This is a genomic window from Planctomycetaceae bacterium, from assembly GCA_041398825.1.
GTDB lineage: Bacteria > Planctomycetota > Planctomycetia > Planctomycetales > Planctomycetaceae > F1-80-MAGs062.
Genome location: JAWKTX010000003.1, coordinates 15,951 through 30,445 on the forward strand (window position 1 = coordinate 15,951; position 14,495 = coordinate 30,445).

At 55.0% G+C, this 14,495-nt stretch carries 11 protein-coding genes; 7 read left to right on the forward strand and 4 right to left on the reverse strand.

Translation table 11 applies throughout. From position 1 onward, the window contains the following. Positions 1–153: 153 nt before the first annotated feature. The 3 genes from R3C20_06510 to R3C20_06520 form a co-directional block, all read right to left on the reverse strand. Positions 154–1,551 carry a DUF1501 domain-containing protein gene (locus R3C20_06510; protein MEZ6040137.1) on the reverse strand — a complete coding sequence of 466 codons (1,398 nt, stop codon included), beginning with the start codon at positions 1,549–1,551 and terminating at the stop codon, positions 154–156. Between the two features lie 515 nt (positions 1,552–2,066). Next, positions 2,067–2,534 (reverse strand): nucleoside deaminase, encoded by a 468-nt coding sequence (locus R3C20_06515; GenBank protein MEZ6040138.1) that lies wholly within the window; start codon positions 2,532–2,534, stop codon positions 2,067–2,069. A gap of 182 nt (positions 2,535–2,716) precedes the next feature. Continuing rightward, positions 2,717–3,628, reverse strand: coding sequence for a LysR family transcriptional regulator (locus tag R3C20_06520; protein ID MEZ6040139.1), 912 nt, complete (start codon positions 3,626–3,628; stop codon positions 2,717–2,719). Between the two features lie 256 nt (positions 3,629–3,884). Here R3C20_06520 and katG point away from each other — a divergent pair, with 256 nt between their 5' ends. The 7 genes from katG to R3C20_06555 all read left to right on the forward strand — a co-directional run bounded on the left by katG (position 3,885) and on the right by R3C20_06555 (position 13,176). Continuing rightward, the gene (katG, locus tag R3C20_06525) at positions 3,885–6,212 is read left to right on the forward strand and encodes a catalase/peroxidase HPI (GenBank protein MEZ6040140.1); all 2,328 of its coding nucleotides are present in this window, start codon (positions 3,885–3,887) and stop codon (positions 6,210–6,212) included. 720 nt (positions 6,213–6,932) lie between these two features. Further along, positions 6,933–7,229, forward strand: coding sequence for a PEP-CTERM sorting domain-containing protein (locus R3C20_06530; GenBank protein ID MEZ6040141.1), 297 nt, complete (start codon positions 6,933–6,935; stop codon positions 7,227–7,229). 210 nt (positions 7,230–7,439) lie between these two features. Then, on the forward strand, positions 7,440–8,387 hold the full coding sequence (locus tag R3C20_06535) for an exosortase/archaeosortase family protein (protein MEZ6040142.1): 948 nt from the start codon (positions 7,440–7,442) through the stop codon (positions 8,385–8,387). Beyond that, complete coding sequence (locus R3C20_06540) at positions 8,387–9,040, forward strand: exosortase-associated EpsI family protein (protein MEZ6040143.1); 654 nt, start codon at positions 8,387–8,389, stop codon at positions 9,038–9,040. The genes R3C20_06535 and R3C20_06540 overlap by 1 nt, the downstream gene beginning before the upstream one ends. 176 nt (positions 9,041–9,216) lie before the next feature. After that, positions 9,217–11,457, forward strand: coding sequence for a hypothetical protein (locus tag R3C20_06545; GenBank protein ID MEZ6040144.1), 2,241 nt, complete (start codon positions 9,217–9,219; stop codon positions 11,455–11,457). Positions 11,458–11,708: 251 nt separating this feature from the next. Continuing rightward, the gene (locus tag R3C20_06550; protein ID MEZ6040145.1) at positions 11,709–12,425 is read left to right on the forward strand and encodes a hypothetical protein; all 717 of its coding nucleotides are present in this window, start codon (positions 11,709–11,711) and stop codon (positions 12,423–12,425) included. Between the two features lie 172 nt (positions 12,426–12,597). Continuing rightward, positions 12,598–13,176 (forward strand): His/Gly/Thr/Pro-type tRNA ligase C-terminal domain-containing protein, encoded by a 579-nt coding sequence (locus R3C20_06555; GenBank protein MEZ6040146.1) that lies wholly within the window; start codon positions 12,598–12,600, stop codon positions 13,174–13,176. A 172-nt stretch (positions 13,177–13,348) separates the two neighbouring features. Here R3C20_06555 and trpA read toward each other — a convergent pair whose 3' ends face one another. Further along, positions 13,349–14,173: a tryptophan synthase subunit alpha gene (gene trpA, locus R3C20_06560; GenBank protein MEZ6040147.1), complete on the reverse strand. Its 825-nt coding sequence runs from the start codon at positions 14,171–14,173 to the stop codon at positions 13,349–13,351. Positions 14,174–14,495 lie beyond the last annotated feature (322 nt).

Below are 14,495 nucleotides of genomic sequence, written 5' to 3' on the forward strand. Positions count from 1 at the left end.
TAAAATACATGATTGCATTTCTTCCATCCCGAATTGCCTGAACAGATAAAACGGCGAAGAGAAACTGCCGGGGAAAAGAAAGTCAGATCAGACAAAGCAACACGATGTGGTCCGAAAACACCTTAGTAGGGCGGGGACAATACGTTTGAATATTCAGGTCAACAGTTCCTGAAGCACATCACCATCACTGACAATGGCCGGCCGTCCGTCATGCAGCTGGTATATGATCCGACTCGCGTCATAACCCAGTGCGGCGAAGACGGTGGCGTGAATATCGGCTGGTGTCACGGGTCGCAGTCTTGGAGCAGCTCCGGTCTTGTCGGATTCACCAATCACCTGACCGCCGCGAATACCACCACCAGCCAGCACCATCGAATAACATTGCGGCCAGTGATCTCGTCCAGCATCCTTGTTGATTCTGGGTGTCCGACCAAAATCGCCCATCCAGACAACCAGAGTTTCATCCAGCAGGCCGCGTTCTTTCAGATCATCCAGCAAGGCCACGTAAGCTCGTTCCATAGGAGGAACCAGCCGATTCTTCATCTGGTTAAAGTTGTCTTTGTGCGTGTCCCATGTAATGGACGGACCGTTGACCGTCGTAACAAAACGGCTGCCCGCTTCAATCAGTCGGCGGGCCAGCAGGTGAGACTGTCCCCAGCTGTGGCGACCATATCGATCACGAACAGAATCCGGTTCCTGTGACAGATCGAAAGCATCTGCCGCCTGGCCAGTCGCAATAAGATTCATTGCCTTTGCACGCTGAACATCCAGATCGCGAGTCATATCGCATTCCGCCAGTGCCACCGAATGAAGGTCAAGAGAATCAAGCAGCGAACTTCGACTGGCCATCCTCTCGGCACTGATCGAATCATTCCGCCTCAGGCTCTTCACCTGAAACCCCTTCGCATTGGGATCTGCATTCAACACAAACGGATCGAATCGGCTTCCCAGGCAACTGCCAAACTGTCCGGGAGTCAGATAGGCAAAGCTGTCACAGTGCGGCTGCGGAGTGATGACATACGGAGGAACGCTTCCTGAATAGCCGTCGCGCTGAGCCAGCCAGTTTACCAGTGTGCCAAAACAAGGAACGTCGGCCCGACTGGGGTTGATCAGAGTACTGTCAATTCGATAGGGCTTTCCGACAGTGGACCAGTACATGCCGGAATTGTGCCCGCCGTGTGAATGATGCAAAGTGCGAACCACGGCCAGACGATCCATCCGCTTTGCAACTTCGGGCAGCAGTTCCGAGATCTCGATGCCGCTGACATTTGTTGAAATTGGTGAGAATTCGCCACGGACTTCCGATGGTGCATTCGGCTTCATGTCCCACAAATCGGTGTGACTGGGAGCACCGCAGTTGAAGATCAGGATTACCGACTTCGCGCGTCTCCGCGACTGCGAAATGGGCGACAACGTTGACGCCACCGACGACACACTTCCCCAGAAACCCTGTAACGCCATCAGGGTACCGGCTGCCATGGCAGTGCGCCGACCGGGCCGCCACAAGTTGTCACTCTGCGTGTTTCGAGGAACTCGGTTCGCTTTCTGCATACATCACTTTCCGCGGCTGGCTGACGAAAGTCTCCGGAGGGTTCTGATTTGCCAATCTGATTCCCTGACAGTTTCACGACCCGGTGGGGCCGTATTCTGCCATCTTTTTCCCTTTGCTGCATCATCAAAGGTCATAGCACTGCGGTTCAGGGTTGCCTTTCACACACCTCGGGCCTGCCCGATGCAGGCTGCCCAGTCACGATTTACAGCGATGTTGATTACAGCGATGTTGAACCGGAATCCGTGACTCAGTGGGACAAACAAACATGCGTCGATTCCGGGGAGCTATGTTCAGATGCCCTGGAACGGCCAGCTGACAGCAGTCATTTTGTCGTGGATAGAAAACATCAACTCCTTGAAACGGCTGATACTCTGTCCCAGCTGTCTGTCAAGGAATCGTGACAGACGCGCTGGACGGCTGGAAACCGTCGTGATCTATGGTCTCCTGCTCGAGCCAGTCCCGTCTCTCAGCAGGCTGTTAACGTTACGCTAATCACCGACAACAACCAAACGGATCAATATTGCAGTCGGTCTTCCTTCTTTGTCCATGCATGCAGAGCGACAAGTGCTTCTTCACGCAGAGCTTGTTGCATGGGAAGTGTGCGCTCTTCTGCCGGCTTCCGAATCTCACTGTAGAAGTTCCGATCATCAAATCCGGCGGCCGCGGCGTCATCGCAGGTGGCCGCATAGTAGATCTGGTTTAAATGAGCCCAGTACGCGGCAGCCAGGCAAAGCGGACAGGGCTCACAACTACTGTAGAGCTCGCAGCCGTCCAGTGAATATGTTTTCAGATGCGAACATGCGTCCCGGATCGCTATGACCTCTGCGTGGGCCGTTGGATCGTTCGTGGAAGTAACACGATTCCATCCTCGACCGACGACGATCCCGTTTTGCACGATCACAGCACCAAAAGGGCCGCCTTCGTTGGATTCCATCTTTTCAGTCGACAACCGAATCGCTTCTCGAAGAAAGTGGCGGTTCATAAAAACAGTTCCTGCTGGAAGGGGGGAGCGTCCGGTGGGACTTCAGTGACGAACTCAATCCAAACGGGCGGCACTGAACGTGCGATCTGTGGATAAGAGCAAGTTCGCTACCATTAGCACGCCTGTGCTCAAACATCGCTGCGCGGCTGCCATTGTGTTGAATGTCCCTTTGATCAATTTCCTCATTCATCGAATTTGCATGAAGCTCCCGGCTCTTTGTCCGTTTGGAACTGGCGCAGGCGCTTCCGGAAGATGCGGATGAGTCGGCTTTGGAAGCGGTAGGGATTCCAAACGACAGCCACCGTACGCATGGGCTTTTGTCCGGAAAATGAACGGTAGACTCGACGGTTGCTTTGGTCGACGTCGCGGGCCATGGCGGGGATCATGGAGACGCCGTGAGAGAGTGAAACCAGTTCCTGAACCATTGTCAGTTGGCTGGTTTTCTCCACAGCAACGGGTTGAAAGGAACGCTGGCGGCAGAAGGACACGATGTTTTCCGACAGGCAGTGTGCTTCATCCAGCAGAACGAACGGATACGCTTTGACATCGCTGACTCGGATCCTGGCTTTTTCTGTGAGAGGATGTCCCGGCGGCAGAACAAGCAGCAGTTCTTCTTCGAACAGTTCCTCCACTTCCAGGTACCGCACCGGAACAGGCAGCGCCAGAACCGCCAGATCAATTTCACCCTGAGTACAGGCTTTCAGCAGATCGTCGGTCGTGCTTTCCTGAACGATCAGCGTCGCTTTCGGAAACTCTTTTGAAAACTGACGCAGAACCTGGGGCAGAAAGTAGGGAGCGATGGTGGGAATCGCGCCGACTCGAATGCGACCACTTGCGCCGTCATCTGTGATTTCCGCTTTCGTGTCTTCCAGAATGGTCAGCACCTGCTGTGCTCGGGCCTGCAGCAGAGTTCCGGCATCTGTCAGTGAAACGGACCGTGTCCTGCGTTCGAACACCGGCTGACCAAGTTCGGCCTCCAGCTTCTGAATCGAACGACTGAGCGCGGGCTGGGAAATCGTCAGATCCTCCGCCGCGCGTGAGAAGCTGCCTCGTTCCGCGATTTGCAGGAAGTATCTGAGCTGATCGAGTTCCACAGAATGGCTCCGTTATCAAGTCCATGCATTCAGTGCATCAATTGTAGTACAGGAATGCATTGGGTAAATCCGTCGATGCGCCCAATAATCTGTTAGCCGCCTGTTGAAAACCGGGACTGGCTCGAGCAGGAGACCTCAGAACACGATGGTTTTCAGTCCGCCTGCGTGACTGTCCCGGTTTTTCAACGGACAGTTAGCCGGTTGAGTCCGGAGGAGCCTCGGAAGAGCTAAAGCCTGCCTGATTAAAGGAGAAACCATGAAAAAGCCAGCGATTATTGCCTGTGGATCGTTCGTCAGTGCGGTATTGATCACTGTCGCGACCGTTTCGGCCGACGAATCGGAAACCCTCAAAGAAAGCCTCAAACCTATGAATCCAAGCCAATGTCCTGTGATGGGAAATGTTCAGCCCGCGATGGCTCGCCACACGGCTGCCGGAGCCATGTCGAACCGCGACTGGTGGCCCGAACAACTGAACCTTCGCATCCTGCATCAGAATTCAGCGAAGGGCAATCCGCTGGGCGATGGTTTCAACTACGCCGAAGAATTTCAGAAGCTGGATCTGGAAGCCGTCAAGAAAGATCTTCGGGAACTGATGACGACATCGCAGGACTGGTGGCCAGCTGACTACGGTCATTACGGCCCACTGTTCATTCGCATGGCCTGGCACAGTGCGGGGACGTATCGAGTGTCCGATGGACGTGGTGGTGCGGGTTACGGGACCCAGCGATTTGCACCTCTGAACAGTTGGCCGGATAACGCCAACCTGGATAAAGCTCGACGACTGCTGTGGCCCGTTAAGCAGAAATATGGTCAACGCATTTCCTGGGCGGACCTGATGATTCTGACCGGCAACGTCGCTCTGGAATCAATGGGCTTTCAGACGCTGGGCTTTGGCGGCGGGCGAGCAGACGTCTGGGAGCCTCAGGAAGACATCTACTGGGGGCCGGAAAGCGAATGGCTGGGAGACCATCGTTACAGCGATGGACACGATCTGCAGAATCCACTGGCTGCCGTACAGATGGGACTTATCTATGTGAATCCGGAAGGCCCCGGTGGCAAGCCGAGTGCTCTGGAGGCCGCGAAAGATATTCGAGAAACATTTGCTCGCATGGCGATGAATGACGAAGAAACTGTGGCACTGATCGCCGGTGGACACACGTTCGGAAAGTCACACGGCGCGGCCAGTGCGGAACATGTGGGGCCGGAACCGGAAGGGGCCGGAATCGAGCAGCAGGGGCTGGGCTGGAAGAACTCCTTCGGCAAAGGGAACGCGGAAGACACGATCACCAGCGGTCTGGAAGGAGCATGGTCCACCACGCCGACACAATGGTCAAACGGCTACTTCGATAATCTGTTCGGATATGACTGGGATCTGGTGAAGAGTCCGGCCGGAGCGTGGCAGTGGAAGCCGACCGATCCCGCCGCCGAAGGAACTGTCCCGGATGCTCACGACCCTAACAAGTCGCATGCACCGATGATGTTCACCACGGACATGGCCCTGCGGATGGACCCGGTCTACAACCGGATCTCAAAACGCTTTCATGAGAACCCGGACGAATTTGCGGCCGCCTTTGCGAATGCATGGTACAAACTGACACACCGCGACATGGGACCAGTCTCGCGACTGCTGGGTCCAGACGTTCCTGAACCAAAGATCTGGCAGGACCCGGTGCCAGAGGTGGATCACAAGCTGGTCCGTTTGGAACAGGTTGCCGAACTGAAGACGACTCTGTTGAATTCCGGCCTGTCAGCGTCGGAGCTGGTGAGGACAGCGTGGGCATCGGCTTCCACATTCCGGGGAACCGACAAACGCGGCGGCGCCAACGGTGCTCGCATTCGCCTTGCTCCACAGAAGGACTGGGAAGTCAACAACCCGGCCGAGCTGACAAAGGTGCTGAACGTGCTGGAAAACGTCCAGCAGTCGTTCAACAACGCTCAATCTGACGGAACGAAGGTTTCGCTGGCGGACCTGATCGTTCTGGGTGGTTGTGCTGCCGTTGAACAGGCCGCGAAAGAGGCGGGCGTTCCGACTGTTGTTCCGTTTACACCCGGTCGAACCGACGCGACTCAGGAAATGACGGACGTCGAATCGTTCTCGGTACTGGAACCGACATCGGACGGATTCCGGAACTTTCACGCGCGCGAAATTGATCGGCCTGCGGAAGAACTGCTGATCGATCGAGCTCACAAACTAAGTCTGACGGCTCCTGAAATGACCGTTCTGATCGGCGGTCTGCGTGTTCTCAACGCCAATTCCGGCCCCGGCCCGCTTGCTCAACTGGGCGTGTTTACTCAGCAACCGGGAACACTGTCGAATGATTTCTTTGTGAATCTGCTGGACATCGATACCGAATGGCAGAAGTCGGCCGTGTGCGACCACTTCTTCGAAGGTCGCGATCGCAGGACAGGCGAAGTCCGGTGGACGGCCAGCCGAGTCGACCTGATCTTCGGCTCGAATTCTCAACTGCGAGCCATCGCTGAAGTCTATGCCGCTGATGACGCACGAGAGAAATTCGTGCACGACTTCGTGGCCGCCTGGACAAAGGTCATGGAGCTGGACCGGTTTGAAGTGGCTGGTCACTGATGATGTACCAAGCCGGTGCTGAGAAGGTGTATGGTACTTGGCCTGTGAGCGGGGGCAGGTGGGAATCCTGTCTCCGCTATGGTTCCACGCGGTCAACACAACTGCCTGAACCCGGAATAAACAAGAGCAAGAGTCTGTCGAGTACAACCGGATTCGGTGAGATCCTCGTTTGCTAAGGCTCCAGCCGCGAATTGCGAATTCTTCGAGTCGGCATTTCCGGGTTCCTGTCAATCGGATGAATTCATTCCGCAGTGTGACAGTCCTGAATCTTTGCCCGGGGGCGTGATGACCGTAGATATGGGTTCTTCCACAGATCGACGGCCACCTGACAGCCTGTTCAAAACGAGACCGGCTCGAGCAGGAGACCTCAAAAGTGCAAGGTTTACAGCCGTCCACCGTGTCTGTTCCGATTCTTCAACGGACAGCTTGTCGAATCGGAAATCAGGACTGTGCGGATTCGTTGCCTGTTGGCAACCCTTCTTGTTGAGTTGTGGCAACGGCTCTGACCGATGCGAAGCCTGACCAACTGATTCCGGCAATAGCGCTAATACTGCTCTAAGTTTTTTGCCTGCATGGCTCTTTGCGGGAAGACTTGGTTACGTCCGAACGGGCGGTGGTCATCGCAGCTCGCATTTGGATGAGGGCAATGGTTTGTTGCCCTCGATCGCAGACATTGTTGGCTGCGGCATCGTCATCGAACAGATGAAAGGAAGAAGAGTTATGAAAACGGTGAAAGCATTGTTCCTGACGGGAGCAATCGTTGCCGTGCTGGGGCAGCCATGCGAAGCCGCATGGTCGTGGTCTGGCTTTTTCGGAGGCGGAACATCGAGCGGCTGGGGCTCGACAACCACTTACACGACGACCTCTACAACCAGTGGCACGACAAGTGGTGGATCGACCAGTGGTGGTGGAACACCAGCTGTTCCGGAACCAGGGACGATGGTGCTGATGGGCACGGCACTGGCTGCTGCCGGATTTCGGCGGTATCGATCGGCAAAAACAACCGCAGAAGCATAGTTTGGAGGATCCTGCCTGATCGGATGTTGCGAACCTCGGAATTGCGAGGTAAGCATCAATGAGAGAGCTGCGGCGTGAGCCGCAGCTTCTCTTGATCCGGCCGTGGCAGATGAAGGCCGGAGACGTCGGCGATTCCACGGATTCAAACGGTGGTTTACGACGGTTCACAGATCGTCAGGCACAGTGATTGTTCAAGGAGTGGATTTTGGCATGATAAAAACCAGAGAATCTGATTCTTGTCAGCCAGACCTCTTATCTTCCGGGCAGACTCCCTTTGGGCTCATAGGTATTCTTGCCGTGGTTTTCGCCTGGGCATGGTGGCCTGTTTTTCAGGTGCTTGGCGTGCGTTGGTCTCAGGACCCTCAGTATTCGCATGGCTACTTTGTCCCATTCATTGCCGCTTACATTCTGTGGATTCGGTTATCTAAGGTCTCCAGGACTTCATCGCATCCAGCATGGACCGGGTTATTGCTTGTGGCGTCCGGTGCAGTAGCCTATCTCCTGGGCGCGCATCTGTATTTTGAATGGCTCGAACATATTTCGATGCTCCCTATTCTGATGGGGATATCACTCCTGCTGGGAGGGCGATGGCTGTTCCGTGTTTGCCTCCCGGCGGTGGCGTACCTGGCCTTCATGATTCCAATGCCGTATTCCCTTGAGACGGCGATGGCAATGCCCCTCCAGTCGCTTGCAGGCAGATGCTCGGAGTTTCTGCTTCAGATCCTGGGAATTGCTGCCATTCGTAACGGAAACCTCATCCGCGTGGAAGAACACGTGCTGGGTGTTGCTGAAGCCTGCAGTGGAATGCGGATGCTGGTGGTGTTTTTTGCAGTTTCTGCTGCGATTGCTTTGGTTGTGGAACGCAATTGGATTGAGAAACTATTCGTCATTCTAAGCGCCGTACCGATCGCACTATTCTGCAACGTGGTGAGAATCACGGTGACTGGCGTCCTGTATTCGGTAGCAGGCCGCGAACTGGCCGAGAAGGTATTTCATGACGTTGCAGGCTGGTTAATGATGCCCGCGGCACTGGGGCTGGTTTGCGCAGAACTCAAGTACCTTTCGCTCGTATTCCCCGCACATTCAGGTCAATACGCATTCAGTCGCCCGGCGATTGTCCCTGCAAACCCCGCAACCTCTTCAGGAGGAGTTGCCTGATGAATTCCCGCGTACTCCTGCTGGCTGCAATCGTGACGGTGGCCGTTACAGGGCTGGCACATGGCTGGAGGACCGATCGCTGGTCGACGAATCCCGCCATCGCTGATGCTGTCGAGCGACTCACTGAGATTCCTCCGCAGGTTGGTCGATGGACATCCATTGACCAGAAACTCTCGGATGTGGAACTGAATGTCGGAGAAATTCGTGGTTATGTGAAGCGCGAATACAAGCATCTCGATACGGGGGCGACCGTTCATCTGCTGCTGGTGACCGGAGAATCCGGCCCTGTTGCGGTACACCCACCAACAGCCTGCTTCACCGCGCGGGGATATCACGCGACCAGTTCTCCTTCGATTTGGGCGCCTCTGCCGTCTGATTTTGATGACCGATTTCTGCAGGCTGACTTCAGAAATACTGCGGTCGACGACTCAACTTTCGTCCGGGTCTACTGGGCGTGGAGATCTGATAGCAATTGGCAGGTACCAGACAATCCTCGCCTGTTCTTTGCCGGTTCCCCGCATCTGCACAAACTGTATCTGTCAGAACAATGGGTCCGGACTGGTTTCTCCGACTCTGGCCCCGGTGCAGCGAAATTGCTCATGCAGGAACTGCTGCCACATATCAACACTGCTCTGGCTGGAAGTCATCCATAAGTAAATCGCCGCGTTGGATTGCAAATCCGATCAGGTGAACAGCCGTTTGAAAAACGGGACTGCCTCGAGCGGGAGACCTTAAGACACGATGGTTTCCAGTCCTCTTGCGTGCCTGTCCCTGTTTTTCAAGGGACAGTTAGGTGGACCTGGGAGTTGCGGGGACGGGACAAAAACTAATGTATGTTCAACCAATCACAATCCGTTGGCGCTGGGTGTTTGCCGGACTGGCTGGGGTCGTCGCATCTGCCGGAGTTCTGATGGCCGTCCATGGTTTCCAGGTTCATCGGATCAGGACACGACTGTTGAACGACGCGCGGGCATTCGCGGCTCAGGGCAGCGTTTCGGATGCAACTCAGTGCTACTCAACTCATCTTGCACTTGGATCCTGCGGAATAGAGCCTCTTCAGGAATACGCCAGCCTTATTCTGGCCGAATCATCTGATGCTGCCTCTCTGTCGACGGCTATGGGATTGCTGGAGGCAGCTTTGCAACAGGGCTGCAATGATCCGGAAACCCGAATGCAGTACGTCAGGACGGCCTTCCAGCTGGGCCACTTTCAATCGGCAATGGCCGAGCTTCGCAGAATGCAGGGGGACCTGTCAACCAGCGAACAGGTTACGATTCTGGGCACCTGTCATGCACAATTATCAGAGGTGGAACCGGCCCGCGAAGCGTTTCAAACAGCCCTGGAAATTGATGAACAAAATGTAAACGCGTGGCATGGACTTATTCAGATTGCAGAACAGGAAGAAGGCACAGAAGCTGCGCTGCAACTCGCTGAAAAGATGCGGCGAAATCGACCGGCAGAAGCCGAAGTCGCGAGAGCATGGTTGTTGCTGAATTCAAATCAAATTCGCGACGCCGGGCAGGCGTTTTACCGGGCGAGTCAGCTGGATCCCGGTGATCCGGATCGAATCAAAGATCTGGCCGAATTCATTTTTCGGACGAATCCTGTCCTGACTCCGGATGTACGGCACATGGCAGAATACTGCTACGCTCAACTTTCGAAGTTGTCGTTAGAAGATACCTACAGGAAGGCGGCCCTCCTCGGGGATCTGGCGCAGCGACTGGAGCAGCCTGACGCAGCAGCACGCTGGTACCGTCAGTGTCTGGAGTTGCGTTCAAATGATGAATTTGCAACTGGTCGTCTGGCAGAAGTACTGATTTCAATCGGGCAGAATGACGCTGCAACCGAGCTGGTTGACGCACTGCCGGATAACAGCAAACACAAGTTACTGAGGTCAATTCTCCACGCACGAATTCTGAAGGCACAGGGGCAAACAGACTCCGCAATTCTTCTTCTGCAGGATGCCGAGAAATACGCAGGGCACGAATTCGTGCGAAGGAAATGTCTGGTCGAGCTTACGGAACTGCTGCTGGAGACGAATCAGCCAGAGCTGGCCATGCAGACGGCCAGTCATTTGCTCATGAATTCCGGGGAAGCAGACGAGGCTCGCGTATGGTTGATTCGTGCTCAGGCGGCTGCCGGAATATTTGAAGATGCTGTTTCCGGTTTGCTGAAGATTCAGGATTCTGCCGGATTCTTGCCCTCACTTGTTACCGAGGTTTCGACGGCAGCAAGCCGACAGGGACGCGATGGTGATCTGGATGCGATCGTGGATTCTGTCAATGGCCAATCGTTTCAGTCATTACTTCGCTCATTGTTTGCGACAGCCCGGCTGGTTTCGAAGGGAAGGGTTACTGAAGGTCAGCAGGTTCTGGCTCGCGCTGTGGTTATGGAACCGGGGGAAATGGTCTATTGGGACTACCTCAGACAACTGAAACAAGATTCGTCGGACACACCATCATCCATTGACGAGCATCAGGAGAGGGGCGTCAGAACCAGCCTGAAGAATCGGGCTCCCGACCTCAATGTGGATTTCGATTTCGAATTGAATGCTGCTGAAAAAGTCTGGAGGGAGCATCCCGATGATGAATCCTCCGTACGCCGTGTCCTGACACTGCTGTCATGGAGCGATCAGGCTCGGCGGGATCTGGTCGATCCCGCTATTCAGATTGTGAATGATCACCCCGCGGATGCTTCTGCTTATCATTTGTTGAGCATTGCTCTCCGCCTGTCAGAAAGGTATGACGATGCGATCCTCTATGAAGCAGCGGCCTATTCACTGGATCAGAGGCCGGAATTCCTGATCCATGCGGCATGCACACGATGCAAAGCAGGCTGGCGCGAGGAAGCGACCGAATCGTTGAAGCTCTGTTTGAGAGCCGTAGACGATCCGGAGGATCTCAGCATCCACGATCGCCGGTTGCTTGAACAGCTGCAGAGCACCCTGTTGCCGACACTGGAGATCGCATCTGTTCATGCTGCGTCGTCTTCCGGCTTCGATCGCGTGAATGGGGAACCGATTTCGGGTGAGGTCCCGGGATCCGAGCACACGGTCCAAACCGTACCGTGAACGTCGATTGAGTTTCCCACATTCGGCACGATTCCGCTTCGTCCACGGCTTTACGGATGGGACTTTGCGCTGATCCTGGCCCTCTCTACAATCCCCGAACTCCCGGCGGGAATCCTTTGTCTCGGAACTGCGACGACCAGTCTCCATTGCCCGATACACAAAGGTTCTCATGACGCGTGGCGAATGTCGGGACGGGTCATGAATTACATCACTTGGGTCATAAAATCATTTCAGACAGGAAACAGGACAAGATGAGCCGCTCGATGGACAAGATCGTCGCGTTGTGCAAACGCCGGGGATTTATCTTCCAGAACTCCGAGATCTACGGCGGCCAGAATGGATTCTGGGATTATGGTCCACTGGGCACAGAGCTCAAAAGAAACGTTCGGGATGTCTGGTACCACGATATGGTCCAGGCTCATAACGAGCTGCTGCAGCCTGCTGGCGCACCAACAACTTATCAAATGGTCGGACTGGAATCGTCCATCATCATGCATCCGCAGGTTTGGAAGTGTTCCGGACACTACGACCTGTTTCATGACATGATGGTCGACTGCCACGCCTGTAAAGGCCGATTTCGACAGGACCATATGGTCAGCACGCCTTGCCCGCAAAAGCCAAGCAAGATGGTGGGCGAACACACGGGTTGTCAATTAACCGAACCAAGAGAGTTTAACCTGATGATGAAAACCATCATCGGAGCGCTCGGAACGGAGGACGATGCGGCGTTTCTGCGGCCAGAGACCGCTCAGGGCATTTTCGTCAATTTCAAAAACGTTGTGGACAGCAGCCGCGTAAAGATTCCGTTTGGAATCTGTCAGGTCGGCAAGAGCTTCCGTAATGAGATCACGCCTCCTGTGTCTTCACATTCCGATCGCGTGAGTTCGAACAGATGGAAATCGAGTTCTTCTGTCACCCGGACCAGTCCCGTGACTGGTACACCTACTGGCGCAGAACCGTCGCTATAACTGGTACCTGAACCTGGGAGTCAGCAGGGATCGAATCATTCTGCGAGACCATCATCCTGACGAACTCGCTCATTATTCTGTTGGCACCGCTGATATTGAGTATGCCTTCCCGTTCCTTGACGATGGCGAGTATGGCGAACTGGAAGGGATTGCTCACCGAGGCGACTTCGATTTGCGATCTCACCAGGAAGGCAAGCTGGTTAAGAATGCTGCGGGTGAACTGGAAGTTGAAAAACTGCCTGATGGTTCACCAAAGCATCGTGGCAGCGGCAAAGATCTGACATACTTTGATGATCAGATCCGCGAGCGTTTCCTGCCGCACGTGATCGAACCTTCAGCCGGGGCTGACCGAGCAACCCTTGCTTTTATCTGTGAGGCGTATCACGAAGATCAGCAGCCTGACGAGAAAGGCGTCATGCAGGAACGACTTGTCATGAAGTTTCATCCGCGTATCGCACCAGTCAAAGCAGCCGTCTTCCCATTGATCAAGAAGGAAGGCATGCCTGAAAAGGCCGCTGAAATCTTTGGAAACCTGAAAGCGGCCGGTCTGAACGTTCAGTACGACCAGCAGGGAGCGATCGGCCGCCGCTATCGACGGCAGGATGAAATCGGGACGCCATTCTGCATCACGGTCGATGGTGATACTGCGACTGACAAGTGTGTGACCGTCCGTGACCGGGACAGTCTGCAACAGGAACGAATCCCCGTCGACCGCGTGGTTGACGAGATTACAGCTCGCCTGAAGGCGTGACGCCTCTGCCGCTTTTGCGAGGCTTCGATCCCGCGCGAATCTTCCGCTGTGCCAGCATCTCTGCGTGGCACAGCGGGGGAAAGACGGCGAAGGAGACGACGGTGAAGGAGACGACGGTGAAGGAGACGACGGTGAAGGAGACGACGGTGAAGTTACCGCTGTTGGGCGGCCGTCAGACCCCGGTCGCCAGCGATGGCGAAGCCGATTGAACGGCTCGAACCATGTCTTCAGCAAAAGCTTTTACAGCAACCGCTGCGTCCTTTGCGTTGGCAGCCTCCGCCGCTTTGCGGACCACCGCCGATCCGACGATGACACCGTCGGCAACACCCTGCAGCGACGGAACCTGATCAGGACTTGCGATGCCGAATCCCACGGCGAGCGGCAAAGTCGTTTGTTTGCGTAATTGCTGCAGCTGTACAGACAGTTCGGCAGGCAGTTCATTGCGAACGCCGGTTGTTCCTGCCACTGAAATGCGGTACACAAAGCCGCGTGATGCAGCGAGAATCTCGGCCACGCGTTCCGGTGCCGTCGTTGGAGCGACCAGCTGCACTGTGTCCAGATCATAGCTGGCGGCCAGTTCGTCCATTTCGCGGGCTTCTTCGGCAGGAAGATCGGGGATAATCAGTCCACTGAATCCAGCTTCGGCGGCCCGCTTTGCAAACGCATTGACACCGTATCGAAAGATGATGGCGTAGGAAACCATGGCCAGAATTGGTGGCATGGACTGGTCACGCAGCGTGTCCATCATTTCGAAGATGCCATTGACGGTGACGCCATTCTCCAAGGCGCGAGTGTAAGAAGCCTGAATAACGGGACCATCTGCAATTGGGTCGCTGTACGGGAAACCAAGCTCAATCATGTCGACTTCGGCATCTCGGAGTGCAAGCAGCACTTCTCGGGTCGTCGTCAGATCGGGGTCTCCGGCAGTGGCAAAAGGCATGAATGTCATGCGGTTGGCGGACAATGCCGTGTGGAATGCATCATTGATTCGAGACATAACGTTAGGATCCGATTAGGTGCATTTGAAATCGCTCGATCACACTTCGTTCGCGTCGCCGGAGTACCGGTCTGCGAACGACAGGGGAAAAGAAACGAACAATGCCGGAATGGCGAGTGATTCCCGCCTGTATGAGTGGGTCGTTTTGAAGGCGTTGTACCAATTGGCGTGGAGCCATAAACATTCGGTTTCGAGCGTATTCGTGCGCAAAACGCTCGGGATTTGTAATCCTTGCCGACGTTCCGGCCAACTGTAAGGCTCAATTCCCCGTGAACTTCTTACGACAATCTGCTGAAGTTGCTGAATTTTTCAGCAGGAACCA